This is a genomic window from Methylobacterium sp. J-092 (assembly GCF_022829325.1).
In the GTDB taxonomy this organism is placed as follows: domain Bacteria; phylum Pseudomonadota; class Alphaproteobacteria; order Rhizobiales; family Beijerinckiaceae; genus Methylobacterium.
Genome location: NZ_JAKSXU010000193.1, coordinates 1 through 21534 on the forward strand (window position 1 = coordinate 1; position 21534 = coordinate 21534).

General features: G+C 61.7%; 28 protein-coding genes. 14 read left to right on the top strand and 14 right to left on the bottom strand.

Features of this window, described 5'->3' with window-relative positions; all coding sequences use genetic code 11:
• Positions 1 to 662: 662 nt before the first annotated feature.
• The 3 genes from MKK60_RS22920 to MKK60_RS22930 all read right to left on the bottom strand — a co-directional run bounded on the left by MKK60_RS22920 (position 663) and on the right by MKK60_RS22930 (position 2115).
• Positions 663 to 818, bottom strand: a complete 156-nt coding sequence (locus tag MKK60_RS22920; RefSeq protein ID WP_243988701.1) for a hypothetical protein — start codon at positions 816 to 818, stop codon at positions 663 to 665.
• A gap of 72 nt (positions 819 to 890) precedes the next feature.
• Positions 891 to 1280 carry a heme utilization protein gene (locus MKK60_RS22925; protein WP_243988702.1) on the bottom strand — a complete coding sequence of 130 codons (390 nt, stop codon included), beginning with the start codon at positions 1278 to 1280 and terminating at the stop codon, positions 891 to 893.
• A gap of 298 nt (positions 1281 to 1578) precedes the next feature.
• Positions 1579 to 2115: a DUF2059 domain-containing protein gene (locus MKK60_RS22930; protein ID WP_243988703.1), complete on the bottom strand. Its 537-nt coding sequence runs from the start codon at positions 2113 to 2115 to the stop codon at positions 1579 to 1581.
• Between the two features lie 1281 nt (positions 2116 to 3396).
• Here MKK60_RS22930 and MKK60_RS22940 point away from each other — a divergent pair.
• A complete protein-coding gene (locus MKK60_RS22940) occupies positions 3397 to 4479 on the top strand; it encodes a potassium channel family protein (protein ID WP_243988705.1) in 1083 nt (360 codons plus the stop codon).
• 11 nt (positions 4480 to 4490) lie between these two features.
• On the opposite strand, the gene MKK60_RS22945 is transcribed toward MKK60_RS22940, so the two are convergent.
• Entirely contained in the window at positions 4491 to 5771 is a 1281-nt protein-coding gene (locus tag MKK60_RS22945; protein WP_243988706.1) for a cation:proton antiporter, read from the bottom strand.
• Between the two features lie 137 nt (positions 5772 to 5908).
• On the opposite strand from MKK60_RS22945, the gene MKK60_RS22950 reads away from it, so the two are divergent.
• Entirely contained in the window at positions 5909 to 6166 is a 258-nt protein-coding gene (locus tag MKK60_RS22950; protein ID WP_313901148.1) for a hypothetical protein, read from the top strand.
• Positions 6167 to 6654: 488 nt separating this feature from the next.
• Positions 6655 to 7131, top strand: coding sequence for a PilZ domain-containing protein (locus MKK60_RS22955; RefSeq protein WP_243988707.1), 477 nt, complete (start codon positions 6655 to 6657; stop codon positions 7129 to 7131).
• Positions 7132 to 8352: 1221 nt separating this feature from the next.
• Here MKK60_RS22955 and MKK60_RS22960 read toward each other — a convergent pair.
• Positions 8353 to 8532 carry a hypothetical protein gene (locus MKK60_RS22960; RefSeq protein ID WP_243988708.1) on the bottom strand — a complete coding sequence of 60 codons (180 nt, stop codon included), beginning with the start codon at positions 8530 to 8532 and terminating at the stop codon, positions 8353 to 8355.
• A gap of 731 nt (positions 8533 to 9263) precedes the next feature.
• Here MKK60_RS22960 and MKK60_RS28760 point away from each other — a divergent pair.
• Positions 9264 to 9392, top strand: a complete 129-nt coding sequence (locus tag MKK60_RS28760; protein ID WP_409567444.1) for a hypothetical protein — start codon at positions 9264 to 9266, stop codon at positions 9390 to 9392.
• Positions 9393 to 9440: 48 nt separating this feature from the next.
• Here MKK60_RS28760 and MKK60_RS22970 read toward each other — a convergent pair whose 3' ends face one another.
• From MKK60_RS22970 to MKK60_RS22980, 3 genes are all read right to left on the bottom strand, one after another.
• Positions 9441 to 9986, bottom strand: coding sequence for an MAPEG family protein (locus tag MKK60_RS22970; protein ID WP_243988710.1), 546 nt, complete (start codon positions 9984 to 9986; stop codon positions 9441 to 9443).
• 120 nt (positions 9987 to 10106) lie between these two features.
• Positions 10107 to 10415 (bottom strand): DUF3761 domain-containing protein, encoded by a 309-nt coding sequence (locus MKK60_RS22975; RefSeq protein ID WP_243988711.1) that lies wholly within the window; start codon positions 10413 to 10415, stop codon positions 10107 to 10109.
• A 6-nt stretch (positions 10416 to 10421) separates the two neighbouring features.
• A complete protein-coding gene (locus MKK60_RS22980) occupies positions 10422 to 10682 on the bottom strand; it encodes a hypothetical protein (RefSeq protein WP_243988712.1) in 261 nt (86 codons plus the stop codon).
• A 552-nt stretch (positions 10683 to 11234) separates the two neighbouring features.
• Here MKK60_RS22980 and MKK60_RS22985 point away from each other — a divergent pair.
• Together MKK60_RS22985 and MKK60_RS22990 are read left to right on the top strand one after the other, a co-directional pair.
• Positions 11235 to 11828 carry a recombinase family protein gene (locus tag MKK60_RS22985; RefSeq protein WP_243988726.1) on the top strand — a complete coding sequence of 198 codons (594 nt, stop codon included), beginning with the start codon at positions 11235 to 11237 and terminating at the stop codon, positions 11826 to 11828.
• Between the two features lie 4 nt (positions 11829 to 11832).
• On the top strand, positions 11833 to 12261 hold the full coding sequence (locus MKK60_RS22990) for a hypothetical protein (protein WP_243988713.1): 429 nt from the start codon (positions 11833 to 11835) through the stop codon (positions 12259 to 12261).
• A gap of 467 nt (positions 12262 to 12728) precedes the next feature.
• On the opposite strand, the gene MKK60_RS28545 is transcribed toward MKK60_RS22990, so the two are convergent.
• From MKK60_RS28545 to MKK60_RS23000, 3 genes are all read right to left on the bottom strand, one after another.
• Positions 12729 to 12908, bottom strand: coding sequence for a hypothetical protein (locus tag MKK60_RS28545; protein ID WP_313901149.1), 180 nt, complete (start codon positions 12906 to 12908; stop codon positions 12729 to 12731).
• On the bottom strand, positions 12844 to 13650 hold the full coding sequence (locus MKK60_RS22995) for a hypothetical protein (protein ID WP_243988714.1): 807 nt from the start codon (positions 13648 to 13650) through the stop codon (positions 12844 to 12846). Before MKK60_RS22995 ends, MKK60_RS28545 begins: the two co-directional genes overlap by 65 nt.
• A gap of 2145 nt (positions 13651 to 15795) precedes the next feature.
• Positions 15796 to 16062, bottom strand: a complete 267-nt coding sequence (locus MKK60_RS23000) for a hypothetical protein (protein ID WP_243988715.1) — start codon at positions 16060 to 16062, stop codon at positions 15796 to 15798.
• A gap of 143 nt (positions 16063 to 16205) precedes the next feature.
• Here MKK60_RS23000 and MKK60_RS23005 point away from each other — a divergent pair, with 143 nt between their 5' ends.
• A complete protein-coding gene (locus tag MKK60_RS23005; protein WP_243988716.1) occupies positions 16206 to 16442 on the top strand; it encodes a hypothetical protein in 237 nt (78 codons plus the stop codon).
• Here MKK60_RS23005 and MKK60_RS23010 read toward each other — a convergent pair.
• Positions 16426 to 16695 (bottom strand): hypothetical protein, encoded by a 270-nt coding sequence (locus MKK60_RS23010; protein WP_243988717.1) that lies wholly within the window; start codon positions 16693 to 16695, stop codon positions 16426 to 16428. The two genes, MKK60_RS23005 and MKK60_RS23010, sit on opposite strands and share 17 nt — an antisense overlap.
• A 483-nt stretch (positions 16696 to 17178) precedes the next feature.
• Between MKK60_RS23010 and MKK60_RS23015 the strand changes: the two genes are divergently transcribed.
• The 5 genes from MKK60_RS23015 to MKK60_RS23035 all read left to right on the top strand — a co-directional run bounded on the left by MKK60_RS23015 (position 17179) and on the right by MKK60_RS23035 (position 18711).
• On the top strand, positions 17179 to 17601 hold the full coding sequence (locus MKK60_RS23015; protein ID WP_243988718.1) for a DUF5681 domain-containing protein: 423 nt from the start codon (positions 17179 to 17181) through the stop codon (positions 17599 to 17601).
• Positions 17598 to 17849, top strand: coding sequence for a hypothetical protein (locus MKK60_RS23020; protein ID WP_243988719.1), 252 nt, complete (start codon positions 17598 to 17600; stop codon positions 17847 to 17849). The genes MKK60_RS23015 and MKK60_RS23020 overlap by 4 nt, the downstream gene beginning before the upstream one ends.
• Positions 17833 to 18015: a hypothetical protein gene (locus MKK60_RS23025; protein WP_147725490.1), complete on the top strand. Its 183-nt coding sequence runs from the start codon at positions 17833 to 17835 to the stop codon at positions 18013 to 18015. Before MKK60_RS23020 ends, MKK60_RS23025 begins: the two co-directional genes overlap by 17 nt.
• A gap of 205 nt (positions 18016 to 18220) precedes the next feature.
• On the top strand, positions 18221 to 18472 hold the full coding sequence (locus MKK60_RS23030) for a hypothetical protein (protein ID WP_243988720.1): 252 nt from the start codon (positions 18221 to 18223) through the stop codon (positions 18470 to 18472).
• On the top strand, positions 18469 to 18711 hold the full coding sequence (locus tag MKK60_RS23035) for a hypothetical protein (protein WP_243988721.1): 243 nt from the start codon (positions 18469 to 18471) through the stop codon (positions 18709 to 18711). Before MKK60_RS23030 ends, MKK60_RS23035 begins: the two co-directional genes overlap by 4 nt.
• A 331-nt stretch (positions 18712 to 19042) precedes the next feature.
• Here the strand turns inward: MKK60_RS23035 and MKK60_RS28765 are convergent, their stop codons facing one another.
• A complete protein-coding gene (locus MKK60_RS28765; protein WP_409567445.1) occupies positions 19043 to 19303 on the bottom strand; it encodes a PilZ domain-containing protein in 261 nt (86 codons plus the stop codon).
• Between the two features lie 171 nt (positions 19304 to 19474).
• On the opposite strand from MKK60_RS28765, the gene MKK60_RS23040 reads away from it, so the two are divergent.
• Positions 19475 to 19897 (top strand): MucR family transcriptional regulator, encoded by a 423-nt coding sequence (locus tag MKK60_RS23040; RefSeq protein ID WP_243988722.1) that lies wholly within the window; start codon positions 19475 to 19477, stop codon positions 19895 to 19897.
• A 439-nt stretch (positions 19898 to 20336) separates the two neighbouring features.
• Positions 20337 to 20810, top strand: coding sequence for a hypothetical protein (locus MKK60_RS23045; RefSeq protein ID WP_243988723.1), 474 nt, complete (start codon positions 20337 to 20339; stop codon positions 20808 to 20810).
• Positions 20811 to 21182: 372 nt separating this feature from the next.
• Here the strand turns inward: MKK60_RS23045 and MKK60_RS23050 are convergent.
• Positions 21183 to 21534, bottom strand: a 352-nt coding sequence (locus MKK60_RS23050; RefSeq protein ID WP_243988724.1) for a GGDEF domain-containing protein, incomplete at its 5' end; no start/stop codon positions are given.

The window sequence follows — 21534 nt, forward strand, 5'->3', positions numbered from 1 at the left end:
GCACCGGAGGTGTTCGTGCCAGCCTTCTCCGCTTGGCCGGCTGCGCTCGCCCGACCAGCTCCGCCGGCCAAGCTACTCGTGGCGGAGCGGCCCACCGTGCACTAACTTCACCCTTGGACCACCTCGTGGGGGCCGATCAGTCCGTTGCCATCAACTCGAGGCTGATCCTGATGCAAGGTCTTAGGGCGCGCCCCTTTCAGCGGCATCGGTTCGCACCCATGGGCTACCATTGACAAGGTGACCATCGGGCACCTCTCATCCGACTTGCAGTTACAATGCTGTTGCCGGTCCTTATAGCCGGCCTGTGTGATCATACAGTCCGTACCAACATAGATTATTATTTCTATGCCGCATGAACGGCAGAAATCTTTCATGACGCGCATGGTTTTTCCTGTGATCACCCAGAAAAAACAATGGGCGGTTTCACAAGAAAGTCCGACACGCGGTAACCCGTTCCAAATGATATTCGTCTCGCTATCCTCTAAATCGCCTTATTTGCGCGGTCACCGGCTAAATTTTTGATAGAAAACACCTTAGTAGCCGCGAATGCTTCGCAATTTACATCATTTGCGAATTCTAACAGCTGGTCTCGCCGGATGTGGGCCGGCGGGGATAGGGGCGCGAGCTGGGTGGCGCAACGCGGCTCTCAGCCGCCGGCCGTGCTACTTCACCGACCGCAGCTTCGGCCCCGCCCCGGTGTGCGCGCCCTTAAAGTCGGGCCGGGTGCTGATCCGGTCTTTCCGCCCGCAGGCCGAGCACACGAGACGAAGCGCGACATCGGGCACCGACAGATCGTCGGGGAGGCCGTCGAACGGCATCGCGCCGCTGGCCTCGTCGAAACCGTGAGCGTGTTAAGATCCTACGAAGCTTCCTTGTAGGAAGTCGGCAGCTCACCCAGCGCGCTTGGCGCTCCAGCTTCCACTGCAACTGACGATGCCGCTGGTGGTATGCCACGTCCCACTGCCGCCGCCCTTTGCGTCGAGGGTTCCGGCGATCGGCACCCTGTTCGAGCCCTTGATGATCGTGGCCTGCACGGTTCCGGACTGTGAGACACCGCCATCGACATCAATCTCGTCGCCTGGGACCGAGGCATCGCTGTCCTTGATCTGCACCTGGTAGCTCGTGCTCGCTGGGCACGGTCCGTCCTTGGTGACGGCTGTGATGCTCCACGATCCATCGAACCGATCGGGCACCTGGACCTTCTTCTTGGCCGCCTCGGCCGGAACGAAGAGGGCCGTGAGCAGGCAGGCGCCGAGGGCAGAGACAGAGATACGAGACATGGTGCGGCTTCCGCGCTTGTGCGGCCGAAGCGGACCGAACGGTTTGACTACGGCGGGATTGGCCGAATAGTTTCCGAGGCACCGTTATTCGAGGTCCGATGCAGCGGCTCGGCAAAGCCTGCTTCATCAATTGTTAACCATGCTGACCCCATTTAGAGGGCACGCCGGTCACGACCTTGTCGTTTGATCGGATGCGGCCACGAAGCCAGGACAGGGTGACGCCGGATGTACGCGCACTCGATCCTGGCTCCCGTGGCCGTTTGCTTTTGGGCCATCCCGGCCGCTGTCGATCAACGCGTCAGCGCGGCTTGGCCGGACCGCTTGCACCCCACCCGTGCGCCTGGATCGCCTTGGTCAGCTTGCCCTGCATCTCAGGCGTCACCGACTGCATCCACTGCTGCGTTCCTACGAGCTGGGCTTGTGCGAGTTGGGGCTGGGCAGCGACCAGGCGCTTGCCGGTCGGGGTGGCGTAGAACGCGGCAATGACCTGCAAGTCGTCCTTGCCGAGGGCCGCAGCGAAGCCGCGTGCCTGGATGTCCAACAGCTCGTCGAAGTGTGCCGTGAGGGTGGGTAGCACCACCTCCTGGACCAAGGCCTGGGCCTGATCCTGCTGCTTGACCCCGATCTGCTGCATCATGCCGACCATGGGTGCCGCCATCGCGTTCAGCAGCGCCGTACGATCCCCCTGCATCTGCGCGACGACCTCGCGCGCCGCCTTCAGAGTCGCAGGATCAAGCGTGACGGCTGGGGTGGCTGGCTTGGCTGCTGACTGCGCCATTGCCACGGTCGGGACGGAAACGGCGAGGCAATAGGCGATAAGGGCTAAGCGGCGCATTGGCTGATCCGATCGCGATTAGGGACGACGCAGCCCTGCGGCCGGACGCTTGCTCCCGTACCATGCTCAGATGTCGGCTGCATCAGCTCTCAACGACGCCAGTGACGATCCACTCCGCAACGTTGACTTAACGGTGTCGCCCGGCCGACATGCCATGTCCGGCTGTGGCGCGCCCTGTGGCGAGTCGTGAGCCGGCATCAGGAGAGATCGCCGCGAGATAGACCCTGAAAAGCCAACAGCCCCTTCCCGGCAAGGAAGAGGCTGCTGAAAACCCAAGGCGCTGTGAGGCGCGAGTGACTTCCCCTCACAAGCCATGACCTCCCTCGGGAGTCAAGACGGAACGTGTTTCCGTCAACGGGAAGGCCTTGCCTGGACCCTGGACCGCGGCCCGTGAGGGACCGTGAACGATGGACTATGCCTATGAGATCCGCAGGCAGGCGGAGGCGGCTCCGCGCGCCGCGTTGCCGGCTGTCGCGTCCGCACTGTGGAAGGCGTTCGGAGAGGGGCACCTGTCCGAAGCCGAGGCGGAAGCGCTGTCCGGGCTGATTGAGGCGCGTCAACTGTCAGGAACCGAACGATCTGCCGAACAGGCCGAGAGCTGCGCAGGAGGCTCCAGGAGCCGCACTGGCTCCCGCGCGCGCACCGATGCCTCAATGGCCCGTCGTCGCCGCTGGGCGGCTTCTGGCAGGCTTCCACCGGCTATCGCTGCTCAGTTTACCCTGGCGGAGCAGGCGGTGCTGGCTGTGATCACGGTGGAGGTCATGAAGCGGAGGGACTGCCGTCTAGCCCTGGATCACCTAGCCGCACTAGCGGGTGTGAGCCGTGCAACCGTCCGCAACGCGATCCGACAAGCCATGGTGCTCGGCTTCGTGACCGTTGAGGAACGACGCCTCGCCCGCTTCCGCAACGACACCAATATCGTTTGCATCGTGTCGCGGGAATGGACCGCTTGGCTACGGCTCGCCCGCAAAGGGGGTAACGAAACGCTACCCCCTTCCTCTAAGGAGGGAGGGCGTAAATCCGTGAGTGGCACGAATACTCCTGTTTCCTACCCTGTGAATTCAGAGGGTTGGAGGCCGCATAAGGGCTGTCGAATGGTAGAGGGTGACCTTGCTGTCAGAGCCTCACCGGGCATGCGACAACGACGTGTCCGAGCATGAGCTATCCGAAGCCAACTCGCGGCGGTCGATTTGGCGAACAACAGATTGAGATCGGACTGTTGGTGCGAGATCGAAAGCAGCCAATCTGATGGTGCGTCCGCTTCGGTCTCGGACCAGCCCTTTGCGGTTCCGCCGCAGCGTCGTACGGGACCTGCGCAACCGGATCCGCTTCGCACTCGTCGGTTTGCTGATCCTCATCGGCCTGCACGCTGCGGCGATGGTAGCCTTCGAGGGTCTCGATCTCGGTGAGGCGGTATGGCTGACCTTCACCACGATCACCACCACCGGCTATGGTGATCTGTCTGCCAAAACCTTGGCCGGGCGCGCCTCCACCATCGTGCTGATCTACCTCTCGGGCATCTTCCTGCTCACCCAGGCAGGCGGAGCCTTTTTCGAGTTCAGGATCCTGCGGCGCGAGCGCAAGCGCCGGGGCGAGTGGAGGTGGGATATGCGCGACCACATCGTTTTCGTGAATGCACCCGCCGACGAGCCCGGCGACTACCTGCGCCGTCTCCTCAACCAGCTGCACCGCTCGCACGCCAACTTTGCCAACGTATCCTCGCTGATCCTGACCGAGGCCTTCCCCGACGGCCTGCCGCCGGACCTCGAAGACGACCCGCGCATCGTTCAGCTCAAGGGACGCTTCGACGATCCTGCCGCGCTGGAGGCCGCGGGCGTCGATCATGCACAGGTGCTGGTCATCCTGGCCGAGCAGGAAGGCGACCGGCTTTCGGACAGTCGTACCTTCGATATCATTCATCGCCTGCGCGAACGGGGGATCACGGCGCGGATCGTCGCCGAATGCGTGGACGATCTGAACCGTGATCGACTGAAGCGAGCGGGTGCCTCCGCCATCGTCCGGCCGCTACGCGGCTACCCGGAGATGATCGTCCGCGCCATCGTTGCCCCGGGGACGGAGTGGATCGTCGAACGCCTGTTCTCCAGCGAGGGCGACGAGTGCCTGCGCTTCGACGTCACGCTGCAAGGGATGGCATGGTCCGACGTGGTCTCGACCGTGCTCGAAGCGAACTTCGGGACACCGGTCGGATACGCCGATGCTCAGGGACAGCCTCACAGCAATCCGCCGCCGCATGTCGTGGTTACCGCTAAAGCCTTGTTCGTGCTGGTCGACGAGACACAGCGGCCCACCAATGCCGCGCTCCGGAACCTGCTCGACACCCGCCTTGCTCGAACGAAGGCGTGAGGACCTATCGATCAGAGGATCCGCGGTTCCAGGGGGATTTCAAGCTGGCCACTCTCGGTGTCGCGTCCGCTGCGATGGTCGAGGAAGCGGAGAATTGGTGTGACGGTGATCCCGTGCATGACGATGGATACCAGCACAGCGAGACCAACCGTGGCCCAGAGCAGGTCAGGCGCCTCGAACGGCGCATGACCGAAGGCGTAGGCAAGGTAGTACACCGTTCCGAGCCCGCGGATGCCGAAGAAGGCGATCACCGCCTTCTCGTCGGTAGGCAGGCCCGATCCGGCCAAGCCGATCCACCCCGATAGCGGGCGAACGATGAGTAGGGCCAACGCCACGAATGCTGCAGCGGGCCACGTCAGCCCTGCGAGCAGGCCGCCGCCGGCGAGCGCGAAACCGAACCCAACGAGCAGGACCATCATCAGCAGGCGTTCGAGTTCCTCGGCGTAGTCGTGCATCTTGCGATGGTAGTCGTGACCGCTGTTCGACGCCCGCAGCGCCAGTGCCGCGGCGAAGACACCGACGAAGCCGTATCCGTCCACCGCCTGGACGATGCCGTAGGCGAGGCAGGTGACACCGAGCGCCACGAACCCATCGCCGGTGCGCGACAGCTTCGAGACGTTGGGCAGATGGAAGGTCAGCCAGCCAAGACCCCGACCGACAAGAGCCCCCAGGATTGCGCCGACAGCGACCTTCCACAGAACGTCGATGGCAAACCAATGCGAGAGGGACAGGCCGCCGATGCCACCACCGGTCAACGCGATGGCGAGGTTGACGAAGGGGAAGGCGAGGCCGTCGTTGAGGCCAGCTTCGGACGTGAGGGCGAAGCGCATCTCGTCCTCCTGTCCCTCGGAGGGGTGTCCGACCTGGACATCGGAGGCGAGCACCGGATCGGTCGGGGCAAGTGACGCACCGAGCAGCAAGGCGGAGGCAATCCCAAGCCCGAGGAGCGCGAAGGCAAGCGCAGCCAGGGTGATGATGGTGAGCGGCATGGCAAGACCGAGGAGCCGCCACGTTGTTGCCCAACGCTTCCACCCGATCAGTCGGTCGATCTTGAGGCCGGCACCCATCAGGGAAATGACGACCACCGCCTCGGTGGCGTGCTCGACCAGCTTGAGGTGCTCGCCCGGGTGTGGCGTCAGCCCCGCGAGAAACGGGACGAAGGCCAGCACGGCACCGACACCGACGCAGCAGATGGGTAGCGAGAGCGGTAGCGCTCTGAGCACCATCGGCAGCCACGCCGTCAGTAGGACCAGGGCACCGAACCCGGCGACGACGAGGACGTAGGTTTCCATTGAATGGCGAACCCGGCCCAACCGTCTGTGTTCCTGCCCCTCGGTTCCTACGAGGCCGGTACCATCGACAGATCTACCCGAGCGGATGGTGGGTTTACGACGGCGCCAGCCTTCGTTCCATCAAAAGCCGAAGACGAATGGCCAAGCTGGTGTTAGCGATGGCCATGAGCGATGAACCCACGACCCTGATCCTGGCGCTCGCGACCGAGAACGCCGAGCTACGAGCCCAGCTCGCTGAGGCGCAAGAACTCCTGGTCGAGACCGCGGTCGATGCCGGGGAGATGCACGCTCGGCTTGAGGAGGTGCAGGCGGAGTTGGCCAAGGCGCAAGCCGAACTCGATGCGTGGCGAGCTGAAGCTGAGCGACGACCGGACCTCATGCTGCGGAGCGGCTGATGATCTGATACACGCCAGGCCTCTCAACGCTTGCGCGCCGGCGGCGGTCGCGAACGCCGACAGGTAGCTCGGCACAGAGAGCACGTGATGACAGGCCGGTGTGGGCCAGTTCCCTGCATCGTGTCCGTGACGCCTCGGGCCGGGTGGTCGCGTGAAGGTCGATGCAGCGGGGAACAGGAACCGCCGGCGCCGGCTTATGGCCCGCTTAAAGCCTTGAAGAGGTGGCGGCTCTGCTGTGTGAAGAAGCGGACAATGCAGCGGATCGGAAGGATTTGCCGGCTGCATGGGAAAAATCTCGCTTAGGGAGGTACAAGACACCGATTTTACGTAGCTTGTAAAAGAGGTATATCTTCTTTCGAAATACTATCTCATTCGCAAATATGAAGAATTTATATAAAATGATAAGACTAGCATTAAGGAAATAGTAACTTTTAAATATCAGCATTGCTCTGGGGGTATAGGGGTGAAAACTGCATAGGAGATTTGATATGTCGGAAAGAAGACGAGTGCAACGACAATCTTGCTCGTTAGATGGCCGTATATTCTCTCCGCAATTTATTGATCCAATTCGATGCACAATCACCGATATATCATCTTTGGGTGCATTTGTTCAGCCTAACAGAGATCGAACTATACCTGCTAGCTTTGATCTTTCTATAGGCGGCAGTACTTTGCCACGCGCTTGCCGTATCGCCCGCGTAGAGTATAACGGATTTGGGGTAGAGTTTCTTGATCCCGTTCGTCATGAAGTCGAGGAAATTCTTAAAGAGTATGCATTCAAAGAAGAGCTATTATTCGAGGCGTTATGCCAAGATATAGATAATGAAGTCACTATTACTAAAATTCGATTGGAAAAGACCACTACTGCCCTTATGAGCCTGATTGAGTGTCGAGGCGCGATGGAGCGGCAGTCCATTTATATTGATGAGAAGCCTACACCGAAAAGACTATCTGCAGGGCTTTAGCCGCGCTTTGGAACGAAGGAGGCGCCTCCTTTTTTGATCCTGAGAACGTCAGCGGCTGACACCTAACCCCCGGTACTCCCCCGTTACTCCTAGTCAGCTGCTGACAGGTCGGACCGGCGCAGGTGCCAGATCCCCAAAGCTTGACTCTTGCCCTGTCAGCCCATGTGCGCACGACGTCGGGTCGTGAAGGCCCGAGGGCGGCTTGTCGGCTGAGATGTAGTAGGCGGCCCTGCATGAAGGGGCATACAGGACCGCCACAGCGGATCGGGCAGACCTGCTGGCCGCTGACGCGGCGCCTGCCGAGATGCACCAGACAAATTGCGGAAGGATGAGCGGTTGCTGGACATGCGCGGTCGGACCATCTTGCCGTGATGCCGTCTGCTTGCAGGCTCGGCCACTTTCTTGATCCCCACGCCTGCCTGTCCCGGGGCTAGGACCTCGTTGGCAAAATGCCCCGCACGCCGGACTGGCGGCGGGGCAAAGTTGGTTCGGGAGGAGACGCACAGCGGGTAATCTCAGGTCATAACCCGTGAGCGATCGAAACGACCTGAGCAAAGCCGCCGCGACGTTCCTGTGAGACAGATCCCTAAAACGCACGCCTTCAAATTTGATGCCATAATTCTCGAATGCGCACTTAAGTAAATTTTGTTATTCAGTTTAATTCGTCTAATTCTCTCTTTTGATGATATCTGAAGTTTCAGACCATGCGACGTTGTGTCGTCGTTGGTGTCGCTCGACAACTTCGGCAACGCCCGCGCTGGCGGAATTTTACCCCGATCGGCTGGCGCGGGCACCAACCGCTGGAGGGCACGCGATGGCTTACAGTGTCAGGGTGCAGCAGATAGGTTCAGCCGGCACGCCCAGCGGGAAAACTTTGCTCTACGAAGCCGACAGCGAAATCGAAGCTGTCACAATCGCCGCTTACGAAGTGGACGCTCACAGGTCCAGCAAGCGGCGCATCGCAATGGTGTGGAACCCCGCCGGCCACCTTATGCTCGCCTACACAGGTCGTGCCAGGGGCAAGCCAGATGCAGACCGAGCCTGAGCGGCTGGCTCAGATCATTTATGATCGCGATGCGAAGATACTGATCAGCTTCCTGCTCACTTTACAGATCATGATGCTTGGGGTGCTACTCTGCTTATGAGGGGCGGTTCACTCTACGCTCGCTCATCTCGGGCTGGGACTGTTCACAAGATTTGGCCCGCAACGCGCATTTTCTACTACCGCCGCCGACCTCGCTCCTCCTCGGCGACCGCCTCTACCGCCGCGATGGCGTTCTCAAGCTCCGCGATCTGCCTCAGGACGCTCGCGGCCGGCAATGTGTCGTGTTCGGCGGCGGCTAGGATCATCGCCCACTGATGGGCCTTAAGACGGTCTAAGAGGGCGTCGAGCTTGTCCATGGCGCGCTGTAGCGAGGCGTGCCTTCCTCGACAACACGGGACACGCCAGCAGCTTCAGTGCGTATGGTGTGATACCCCTGCTCCTACCGTGCTGCTTACCGTGACGCTGCCGTACCTTGCCGTGCACGACCGTGGCCTTGCCGCGGAGCTACGATGGCCGTCGCCAGCGGGCCACAGAGGGCCACACGATACCCACAACAGGCCCAGCGAAAGCCCACCATTCGAGGGTACTCACACCACATGCACTGAAGCTGGATTGGCCGTGTCTGCCAGGATGTAGCGAGCCACCGTTGCCGTATCAGCCGGGGCAGGCCATCTTGGAGCAACATCAGCCGTACGTGACTCGGCCTGGAGACTTCCTCATGTCTCGTTTCGCACAATCAATCTCATCGCTTGCCTTTGGTGTGGCCATGCTGGCCTCGCCAGCTTTGGCGCTATCCGCCAAGGACTGTTCCGTGAAGTACCAAGCCGCCAAGCAGGCTGGCACGCTGAACGGGCAGAAGTGGAACGCCTTCCGGAAGGCTGAGTGCGGGGCACCGGCTGACACGCCCACAACCCCCACCGCGAACCCATTCTCACCGAACGCAGCTTCGCCCGCAGCCCCGGCTCCGGCGCCTACCACAACAGCAACGAGATCGGCACCGACACCGCGGTCTTCGGTGACGGGGTCCGCTGTGTTCCCGAGAGCGGTCAATCCGAAGTACGCGAGCGAGTCGGCCGGTAAGGGTCGGATGCACACCTGCTTGGATCAGTACAACGCCAACAAGGCTGCTGCCGGTGGCGCCAACAACGGCGGCATGAAGTGGATCGAGAAGGGCGGCGGGTACTACTCGGTTTGCAACAAGGGGCTAAAGAGCTAGTAGTCAAAATCTAGCGCCTGAGACCTTCTGCTAAGGCTGTCCTCATTTCTAACCGGACCTTCCTAGCAGAAGTATGGCTGCCGAAGTACCGAGCGCCGTAACCGTCGGATAGAACGTGAGGGCAAAGCCAAGCGCACGCCCTCTAGCACCACGTTTGTACCCGACCCAAAATAACGTGCGCCCTACGCAGAACATGGCAGCAAGCGTCATTAGGATCGCCGTAGGGTGGCCTATGACGGCGGCGAAGACCAAGTGCGTCAGGACGGCTAAAACGACCTGTTCCGCCGTGTTCTGTAGGATCGCAACGGCATCCCGCACTGATTGAGATCCTGATCCGGCGCTGCTTCCTGCAATGTCCTCGATCGAAAAGAACCTTAGCCGTGCCACATTCGCGATTGCGGCGGCAAGCCAGCCGATGACGAACACATCCGCGCGCAAGGCGGTCTGCAAACGCTCAGCAACGGGCACCACGAGGGTCTTCTCAGGGTCCCAGAAAGCGGCGAGACTCAGCATGATGGCCGTAATGATCACAGCCAGTACCATTCCGACCGCGACACGGTGCTGCTCGTGTCGAAAAACTTCGTTCCTAGGCATGGCGCGCGTCCTTAGCGGACGCTCCTACCATCTCTAAGCGCGCATCGGTATGATTGCTTCCCAGACGTTGCGGACATGACGAGCGGGTACCAAGCGCCAGATTTCCACCGCTAGCTCCTCTTACCTAACCCAACTCGCCACCCCGCCGTGCCGTGAGCATGTCCCGCGATGAGTGTGGCTGAAGCTCCAGGTATCATCACGACAGCGGGCCGAGGCTCCTTCGGGCTTCGACCCGTCACGGGTATGTGCTGGCTGGTGGACGGTAGAGCCATCGCGGCTGTGATAGTGGCCGTGACGGTCGAGACTGTGCTCGTCCGGTTCCCTGAATTCGCGACTCGCCGCACCGAACGGCGAACTAGCGAGAATGCATCCTACAGCCGCCAGCCTAAGCCAGGCAGCAGCGGATGCGCATGTTCCAGATCGCAGCATAGAGCGTCAGTGATCCGCACCATGGGTGCCGGTCGCGCCCGTGTAGGAATTGACGTTGCCGCGGGTGCCGTAGTTGTCGAGCTGCGTCCCGTTCGGGTTCGTCGAATGATGAGGCGCAACGTAGGTGCCGTTAGACCGCGTGTAACCTGATACCGAGTGGCTACTGCTGCTGGATCCGGTGCCGCTCATGCCATGGCCACCTCCCCCACGGGCTTCAACACCGACTGTCGAAAGCAATAGAGCGGTCAGGATAATCATTGTCTTCATAGCGTTTCCTCCTCTTTGTTGATCGGGAAATCAGCATGGAGGAGTAGCGCAGTCTACCGTTCGCAGAGGTGCCGATCTGGATATAACCTCAGTGTGATATCTAAACTACAGATAGGAATGATGCGCATCCTTAGGATGTCAGCATGGCGGCAACAGCTCGCCGCCGGGAGGACGCCATGAAAAAAATCACCCTCGCCATCGCCCTGACCCTACTCACGGCCGGCACGGCTCTGGCCCAGAGCTGCCAGCACGACAGCGACAAAGCATCTGACGGCTCACGCTGTGGTCATCGCTCGTCAGACTCGCGCTCTGGCGGTCGCTGAAGCAAACAGTGGAGCGCGCCACTTCTACGTTGTGCGCTTCGTTGCCGACCTCTGCCTTGGCCCGGTCGCGACATTATCGAACGTGATGCCGGAAGCGTCGGATAAACGACCGTTTTCCCGACGGGCAGCATGAGCGCATCGTGGGCAATCGGAAACAGCCTTGTTTCTGTCGGGAAACTATGACCGGTTTTCTATTGCGGATAAAACGCTCTTGGATCACTATCCCGACATGCTCGTCGGATATGCCCGCGTCTCCACCCTCGACCAGAACCTCGACCTGCAGCGCGACGCGCTGAAAGGCGCCGGCTGCGAGAAGCTGTTCGAGGAGAAGAAGTCCGGCAAGGCTGGGACCAAGCGTCCGGAGTTCGAGGCGGCGCTCGCCTACCTGCGACCCACCGACGTGCTGGTGGTGTGGAAGCTCGATCGGCTCGGCCGGTCGCTCGTCGAGATGATGCGCACCATCGACAGCCTGCGACTGAAGGAGATCCACTTTCGCTCGCTGACCGAGCAGTTCGATAGCGATACCGCTCACGGGCGCTTCGCCCTGCAGATGCACGGCGCGATGGCGGAGTACTTCCTCGACCTCAATCGCGAGCGCACGATGGAAGGCCTCAAGGCGGCGCTGGCCCGCGGGCGCAAGGGCGGCCGGCCGAAGAAGCTGACCGAGGCCGACATCGAAGTTGGTCGAGCCCTGCTGCAGACTGGCACTATCTCGATCGCGGCGATCGCCAAGCGCCTTGGGGTGAGCCGGGACACGTTCTACAGCTACTTCCCGCAGGCGCGGGCACGCAGCCAAGCCTCGGCCTCCGGCAAGACAAGCTGAGCCGATGCCGATCCGTCCTGAGCACCGCTTCTTCTACCCGATCGACTGGCCGCAACTTTCGGCCACGATCCGCTTCGGACGGGCTGGTGGCGCTTGCGAAGGTTGCGGACGCCCGCACGGACAGATCGTCTACTGCCTCAGCGATGGCCGCTGGTGGGATGCCGCTGCCGGCACCTGGCGTGATGGGAAGGGACGGACACTCCCTGCCCTGCCGACGATCGAAGATCTTGGTGCGATCCGTTCGACCCACGTCGTACTCGCCACGGCCCATCGGGATCACGACACGGCCAACAACGCGCCCGCGAACCTCGCCGCGTTCTGCCAGCGCTGCCACATCAACTACGACCGGCCAGAGCACCGCCGCCGGCGCTGGCGAACCCTGTTCCGTCGGCGGGCAATGGGGGACCTGTTTCGGGGGCCCTACGCTTCCTGAACTCCTTGCGATTGCTGCTGCTTAAGCTGCCGTCCTGACGTGTTGATGAGGTTGGGCGGGGCATGGCTTCGCCTGCCGGAGACGAAGCCATGACCTGACGCGCCGAAGCAAGCAGTACCGGTCACATGTGTCGGTGGACGAAACCCTGTCGGGTAGGCCGGGGTCAGGCGGTCGGCCTTTACTCGCCGCTTCACCTCTCCCGAGGTCTGACGTGGAGCGAACCAAGCGCAACCGACCAGCTGCTTGGTTATCCGTAGGTTCGGGGCGACCCGGTCCTACTCCTGCAGCGCGCGGAGCGCTGCTTGCTGCCGGTGCCCTCCGGCCGATCATGGTCGCCCGGAACTGACCTGGCTAGTCATCCGGACCATGGCCCCATAGGGGAGCTGGCTATCATTCGAGAACCAGGGTGTACCATATTAGTTCCTGGTTTGACATCTCTTTGTACTCTTAACGGTGGGAGGTATCCCTCATTCCACCCCGGCCGCGATCGTCTCTCGCGAAATCCGGGTCAGCTCGCGGATCTCACGCCGCAGCTCGATCATCTCGTGCGTGCGCATCCCATGCCGGTAGGCACCGTTGCGCTTACCCGGCGGTGCGCCGCTGCCGTGGGCGCCGCCGTGCATCCGGCAGCGCTTCTTCCTTTCCACCGCTGGTGACTGGCACGGGCTCCCAGCTCGTGTCCGTGCCCCGCAACGAGGCGCCGACAGGAGCGGCAAGGGCTGGTTTCCCTGACGTCCGCTCGGGTGCACGGGGTTGGTGTCCGTTTTCATCGTGAGCCCCTCCCCCCTGGGTGACGTTGCCGACGATCGCCTGACCGCCGGGGTAAACATGAACGTGCTCCACCCGCACGGTCTGCTCGCCCTTGCGCCGCAGCTTGGCCAACGCCTCAACCTGGGTCGTGTAGGTGCGCAGCAGCTTGGTCGCGAGGGCGCCGTACCGCTCCAGCGCATCGGTCGTGTCCGCCAGCTTGGCGCGGGTCAGCATCTCCCTCGCGACCTCGTGGACGCCGACCATCTGCGTGGCCAACATCGCTTCGACCTCGTTCTGGGGGGCAATCCCGCTGACGGCAGCCAACCCGGCGTTCAAGGCCATATCGGAGGGCAGCTGTTCCCCACGCCCCCGCATCACGGCCGCCACACGGCCGATGTTGTGCTGTGCGAACTCGGGTGAGGCCGTACCGAACGTGTCGATCGTTGTGAGGAGGTGGCCCGCATCGTCGTCATGCTTGCCGCGCCAGTCGAGCTTGTTCGCCTGGCCGCTTTGGTTGCCGTAGGCGAAAGGTTCGGCTCGGGCGCGATAGCGTTCAGCGGCCCGCTTGATGGCGTGTTGCTCGCGCTCCGTAGGAGGGGGGCGCTTCGAACGGTTTAGTCGGTCGTCTGTTGCTGTCATGGGTGGGCACCTGTTCAGACAGCATATTACCACACGTTAGCTCATCCACGTACACTCCTGCTCTTTTCACAGGATCAATCATTCAACTTCGGTTCCCGTGGAAAAAGGCCCACACTTTGGCTGGCGACAAAATTGAAAGCGCAGCGTCTTTGATTTTGTTTGATTGTTTTCAGATCCCACCAGGGACCGGGGTCGATGCCACTACTGACCCGATCGTTGCTGCTATCGAATGCTCCCCGGAAGGAACCTCTATGAAGCGACCCCTCACCACCAGTCTCGCGGTGCCACCTCCCGACCAGCCTCAAACCCCAAAGGCGGAGCCTGCCGATGGGGCGCCGCTGCCGTCCTGGCGTGAGACTGCGCCTATCGCCGTCGCTCTGATCGCCATCCTGAGCGCGATGGAGAGTGGACCAAAGGTCGGACCTGCCGTGAAGGCGTACCGTTCAGCTATCCGCCGCAGGGGCAGAAAGTCGCGACAATTAGTCATTCGACAGGATCGATTTTTCCATCACGATGGTCCGATCACCTGAAATCTGAAGATGCCGTAAAAATTGCCTATTTGTCGCCCATCTTGTCCGCGACTAGCAGGTTTTCCGGGGTCTCGGCGGGATCGTAATTATCGTTGGGTGATCCGAGATCCTGCGTGATGTTCGGCCACGCACGAGGCGGGTGAGTCTTTGAGCATGCAGAATGGACTGACCGGAGCGGGGCCTCTCGTGCCCGGTGTCGCATTGCCGGCGCGTGCACGCGCGAAGCGCAAGGGCCACAAGCCCCCGGCCCGATCGCGTCGAACGTCTGGGTCACGCCCGTCCTCCAAGGCTGCGGGACAGACCTGTGTGGTGCGATCGTTGCCCGCGTCTGCTCTGGAGGCCCGCGACTGTCTCCCCGCCCAGCCCGCTTCGGACTTGCCAGTCGATGCGGCACCCAACATCGTCGCAGTCACGCTGGTTTCTGCCGCAGGAGATCCTGATGGGCCGGCGGCCGCAGACCAGCAGCCGGTCGCTTGTTCGACTGATCCGGCCGGCGGGATTTCGGACTCCGAAACGGTAGCGGCATCGACGCATGCACAACTTGAGACCCTGGAAGTAACCCCGGTCGCCGTCGTATCTGACGTCGTAGCTGCAAGCGCTGTTGGCCGCGGGCGGATCACCGCGGGACGGGGCCTCGCAGCCATTTTGTCGGCTGGCCTTGTCATTCTCGGTGCATGGGCGTTGCAACCCGGCCTCGATCGCCCGGTCCACCCGCGGATCGCTGCAGCTCCAACTGATGCGATGCCGGCTCCAGGGGGAAGCCCTGCCGGTCTGCAGGAAGCGGCCCAGGCTATTGTTTCCCTCCAAGGGGCGGTAAATTCGAGCCGTCCGAACGAGGGTTGGACCACCCCGCCCACGAGGGTGTCGCCCGTGGATGTGCCGGATCAGCCGCGTATATCGCTCCTCGATTTGCCTAAGGACGCTTCTTCGACCGTTGCCGCGTCCGGGACCGTCCTTCCGGCTGTTCCTGGTCTTGTGCCTCTTCCCCCGCGGCGCCCGACTACCCTCGCCTTGCGACGGACGTCCCCGGTTCCGCCGAAGGTCTCCTCGGCAGGGTCCGAGACGGCCGCCGCAGAGGAACCGGTACGGACCGATGTGAACGTCTGGTCGCCGCCGCAGGCAACAGGGCGCTATCGTCTGCCCTGGGGCGTGGCGCAATTGGGAGAACGCAGCAACGACGATACGGCACGCGGCCCGCAATGGACGTTCGCGGTCGAGCGCTGATGATCCCACTCCGGGAGCCCCGAACGAGGCGGCGATCGCAACCAAAGGCCCGTGGTGGCGTGCAAAGGGCAACAACACCGTCTCAATCGACGCGAACAGCGCCGTCGTGGAGCGCGATACCCAAAGTGCTGCGGTCGCTCGGTGCCGAGCCGTCATGGTTCTCTCCGCATGAAAGAGCAAAGAGCTTTATTCTGAGCGGGCCCAACGCGTAGAAACGGCAGGGTTCTCACCCCGCCGCTCACACCTCAGACTTGTATCGCCATTCTTGCGATCAGAAGCCGACGACAGCGCTCGCCGTACCCACGGCGGTTGCGACAAGACCGCCCGCGAAAGCTCCGATCATCAGGTAGCTAAACAGCTTCAATTGCATGGCTGTGAACCTGTCAGCCGATCAGCAGCGGTTTCCGCCAGCGGTCTGGCCGTACTGCTTCACCGGGAAGTTCTGCTGGTTGGCATTGCCTTCGGCAGCCGAACTCATCGGACAGGTCGCCGGGTCACGGTGGAGGCCAGCGTCGTAACCGTTGAACGAGCCCGTCGTCTCGACCTCGTAGGGCGAGAACCCGGTGTAGCGGGCGGGGCTGTCGTAAGCCATTGCGGACGAGATCGGAGCAACACCAAGGGCAAGAGCTGTGGCGATGGCGGCGATACGGGTCTTCATGGTAATGGCTTAGCTCCTTTGCAGGTCGAACCCTGGATCAGGTCGGTTTCTGTCTGCTTGAAACTAAGATGGGGTGCCGATTTCATTCTCGACGTGACGCTGCGCACGCGCCGACGCGGATTAAAATACCTTGGAGCACAAGCATGACCCCGAGCGAGCAAGCAGCCTTCGCCGCTGGCATCCAGGCTGCCATGACGGCCGCCGTGTCGATCGAGGTCTGCGACGACGCGGCAGAGGTCCGCCAGCGTGCCGCAGCTGCAGCGCTCCACGGTCTCGCCGCAGGCCTCAAGGTCGCAGTCCTAGATCCGCCGTCGGCACCGGATGCGGTTCCTGCGATGACGGCCGCGATCCAAACCCTACCCGTCAATCAGCCTCGGTGAACGCTGGCGTCACCCAATCAGCATCCTTCGCTGCCGTCAGGAATAGACCTTTCTCTCGGATATCGGTCAGGATCTCGGCCGCATTCCCGAGGCCAACAATTCCCGACATCGTGTCCATTGCATCAGTGTCCATCTTGGCGAGCCGACGCCAACCACTTGGGCCGCCTGGCAGGTTCGCTCCATCCCGGTCTGCTGTTGCGGCGAGCCGCGTGCCGTCGATCTCGACGAAGGTGTAGATGTGTCCGCTGCTCATGATCCGTACTCCGGTAAGGTGCGGACGACCTAGACAGCCTCCGGCGAAGCGCACCATTGCCATCACCGCCGCGGTGAACAGCAGGGCACAGTTTCCTTCAACGGGCACCTTGCGTGCCTGCTTGCTAGCTCAGCCTTTCGAAGCCTCTTGTGAGGCTAGGCACTCGGTGATCTGGCATCGATGCTCGGCGGCGAGGCCTTTGTCGGGGGAGAGCAGCAGCCCCGCCGCCTTTCACAGACCTATGGAGTCCCCTCCAGGTCTGCCGCCATCTCGGAAGGGTGGCCGAGGTGGCAACGACAGCTATGTGGACGAGCGTTGGCGCTGGTCAATCGACATAAACGCGCACTCCCCCTGTAGGCCTCCACAGTACAATTCCAGACTTATCGCAAAAACACTTGGCTGGTGCTATATTTAGGTGAGGACGTGCCAACCTGGCTGTAACCGGGCTGTAGTTTGAGCCAGCCAATCTCCTGAGTGTTGACGATGCGAGGCAACGGAAAACCCTTCGAGCAAGGCCAGAGTGGCAATCCGGCCGGGCGCCCCAAGGGTGCTCGCCACCGGACGACGCTTGCCATGGAAGCGTTGCTGGATGGCGAGGCCGAGGCCCTGACCCGTAAGGCCATTGAACTCGCCCTGGACGGCGACGGCCCGGCGCTCCGCCTCTGCCTGGACCGCCTCGCACCGGTTCGGAGGGACCGCCACGTCCAGTTCGACCTGCCGGCGATAGACACCACCGCCGACCTGCCGAAAGCCACGCACGCCCTTCTGCAAGCCATCGCGGCCGGCGAACTCACCCCGTCCGAGGCTGCCGACATCGGCAAGGCCGTGGATGCCCACGTCCGTGCCATCGAGGTCACGGACATCCACGAGCGGCTTGCACGTCTCGAAGAGGGATCGACCCGATGACGCATCCGACCGTCAGCCGGCGCCTTGCCAAGATCGAGAGCCGTCACGGGTTCTCTGGCGACATCGCCTATGCCAGCGACGCACAGCTTCACGCCCTCATCCGGTCTGCCTACGGCGATCTCAGAGCGGAGCACGGCAGTCTCGCCCTCGCGGCCCAGCACTTGCGCGGGACGGGCGATGCCGGCGATACGGCCCTCGCCATCCTGATCGAGGAAGATACGGGAGGCTTCGATGCGCGCTACCCCTGAAGCACAGCTCGCCAAGATCGAGGGTCGTCACCGCGACCGGCAGCCCGGCACGCACCGCCTCACCGACGACGAGTTGCAGGGCCTCATCGCTTGGCTGAAGGCTCCCGACGAGGCGCAGGCCGAATGGGCGGTCAGCGTTCTACAGCGCGAAGGGCTCATACCATGACGATCAACCTCCGCTCGCGCCTTCGCCGGATCGAGACGAGGCAAGGGCACGGTGAGCGCCCGATGTCCGCAATCCTCATCAGGCCGCAGAACGACGAGGACCATGGCCGACAACTCGCCGACCACATGGCCGCCGGCACATACCGGCTCGGCTGGCCGCTTCTCATCCTTCGCGGATCGCACCTGACAGGAGGCACCGGACGGCCATGATATCCCAAGCCTTGCACCGAGGGCTCGACAAGATCGAGGAAGGTCGGGTTACTGGCCGCATCACCGCGATCTGCAACCTCGGCGGCTACCCTGAGAGCGTCACCGCGGAGGCCGTGATGGACTGGCGGACCTGGGTTGCCGATGGCCGTGCTACCCGGTCCGGCCATGTTCTCACCCTGCGAGCACCGGTTCTAACGGCCGACGAATGGACCGCCGTTCACGAACACCGCGACGGGAGCTTCCATTGAGCACTGGGGATCTCCGCCGTCGCCTCATCCGCATCGAAAGCGATCGTTATGAAGGGGCCCCCACCCTGATCCTCACCGATCGACCGCCAAGCGTCGGGCCTGCCATCAACGTCGAGGACTGGCAGGCATGGGTCGCAGATGGCCTCGGCATCGTCACGAACGGAGTGCTCTGCGTCACCGGCCCGGAACTGACGGCGGACGAGTGGGCGGCGCGGCGCGAAAGATACAAAGTGGTTTAGTTGCTCGTATATGTTGATCCTGCCTTCGAAGAAAAATCCGATCTGAATGACCAAATTATGTCTTGGCCTGTGTTATAAAGCGACGCTACCATTAGTGTCATGGCAGAGTGATTGCATTTGTAAAGTTTGGCGAGCGCGATAGCTTCTGCAGGAGAGTCTGCCTGAAGGTTACGGCCGTCCACTGCTCGCCCAGACCGCCCATCATCGAAGCGTAAGATGCATTCTAAGCGGTAGATTGGCATGGTTGCCTTCAAGCCTTGCAGGCATGTGAACGAAAATAACGCATTAAATGAAAAGTATTTAAACTTCTGTCATGCGTTAAACTCTGGAACTAACTAACATTGAGGATCGACAAGCCGGCGAAAGGACCGTCGCGCCACATGACCCGCATGCGCACTGATCGCTGAGAACCCTGCAGCTTCAGTTCGACACAGTCCGATAGCGGTTCTCTCTGTGAGACCGAGATCCTGGCCCCTTCCTTTGAAACGTCCCGCACGACGCAAGGGATTTCATCCCCATCATCCGTGCGTAGCGCCCCGATGATCATTGTCTCACGGCGCGGAGATCGCCGGGGATAATTGGGTTCGTCCATGCGGCTTCGTCCATCGAATGACGGAAACGTAGGAGCAAAATGGTTCAGAAAAGCTGACAAAAGGAGTAGATTGATCCAAATCCAGACAAGGTTCCGATCGCCATCTTCCACTTTAGCGGGATATATGCTTTATGTCTGCCTCTGTAGGTTGCATGCAATTGAGAGCTAGCTATGGGCGAGACTGAACAAGCGCTACTGAACAATAACCTCGACATGACGGCCGACCTTGTCGCCGCCTACGTGTCCAACAACCAAGTGCCGTTGAGTGAGCTGCCTGGTGTGATCGCCTCTGTGCACGCGGCGTTGTCCAGCCTTGGCAAGGAAGAAACAGCCGAGCCCTCCGTTGAGAAGCCGACGCCCGCCCAGATCCGCAAGTCGATCACCCCCGACGGTATGGTCAGCTTCGAGGATGGCAAGACCTACAAGACGATGAAGCGCCACCTCACGCTTCGCGGGCTCACACCGGATAGCTACCGTGCGAAGTACGGCCTGCCGTCTGACTACCCCATCGTATCGGTTGCCTACTCCGCCAAGCGGTCCGAGCTGGCGCGCTCACTCGGTCTCGGCCAGTTGCGGCGCAAGGCAGCCGCTTAGGCTGCTGAGACGGGAGGAACGATCTCCAAGGCGCCCAAGCCCGTGGTCGGAAGCCCAGGGCCGTAGAAGCCTCAGAAGGCAGCCCCGAAGGCCCACGGCCGTAAGAAGGGCGCTGAGGCGGCCTGACGCCGCTCAGCGACCCGTTCCATCGCCGGTCACTGTTTGGATGCTCCTAACGATGCATCACCGTCCCATGTTCGGTCATCGACGCTTGGAACTCTTGCTTTACAGCAATGTTGAAAAGTAACATTGCTGGGGCTGATCCCCACCAGTTTCGGCTCCCAGCAATGTAGCGCTCGACCATGGCTCATCTCCCCATGGTTGAGCGCGAATGCCCGTCAGAAACATTGCGATAAAAAAGCGCGACAATGCGCCATAATATCTTTCGGATCGCTCCGTCACGGTGTTGCGTTGCAGGGTGAGATAGAGCGGATTGGAGATGATCCCGATGAAGCGTCTTGCACTTGCATCGACTGCCCTTGTGGTAGCCTTGGCGTTTATGCCGGCCAGCGCTGATGCGCGTGGCTTCGGAGGCGGCGGCTTCCGGGGCGGCGGTGGCGGATTTGGCAGTGGCGGGTTCCGTGGTGGTGGTTTCGGGCGCGGCGGGTTTGGCGGCGGCTTCCGAGGCGCTGGTTTCCGTGGTGGATACGGCGGGGGCTATGGCCGGGGCTTCTACGGTCGTGGATACGGCGGCCGAGGCTACGGTTATGGCCTAGGCGGCCTTGGTCTGGGGGTCGGTCTCGGCCTTGCAGCTGGTGGTCTTTACGGCGGGTACGGTGGTGGCTACGGCTACGGTGACGGGTACTACGGCGGCGGGTACGCCCCCGTGGGCTATGGCGGCTACGGCTATGGGTATGGCTACCGTCGCCCGATTTATGGCTATGGCTACGCGCCCTACGGCTACGGCTACTGAACCAGGGTTTGCATAGAGCCAGAGATTTAGAACAGGCCCGACTGCTGCAAAGTGATCGGGCTTTTTGCTGATCGCCAGCTTGAAAGCTTTCTCGGATGACGACCGACCGGTCGAATAGTTGAAAGACCGTCCTACGGTTCAACTCGCTACTCGGCGTCCTAAATTGACAAGCAACGGTATCCGTCGCGGTGACGTGCCTCTAACCGCGACGCGGCATCCTGCATCCGAGCCAAGTTGCGTATCGGCCTAGCTGGTGAGATCCGGGGTTCCCCCGTCCCGTGAGCAGATCGGGGCGGGGCCGAACCGTCGTGGGAAATGCTGTGACACCGCCACGATCGCTGTCCGTGCTCGTACTGGATGAAGTCGCTATCATCAGCCCACAACCAAGCGCAGATTGGGATTAGCTGCTCCTGAAACTCGAACGCAGTTGCGGCCCGATCTCTTGGCTTCGTAGAGCGCAGCGTCCGCAGCACGAAACAGCTCCGCCGGTTCTATAGCGATGGTTTCATGGATCTGAGCCAACCCGCAGCTCACGGTAAGCACCCTATGCGTGCTAGTCGCATGAGGGAGCTTCCAGCCCGTCACAGCTTCTTGGATACGGCTGGCAACGATCTTGGCACCCTCTTCGCCCGTATCTGGGAGGATGACAGCAAACTCCTCGCCGCCGATGCGGTATCCGGTATCGCCAGAACGGCTGATAACGGCTTCCATTGATCGAGCGATG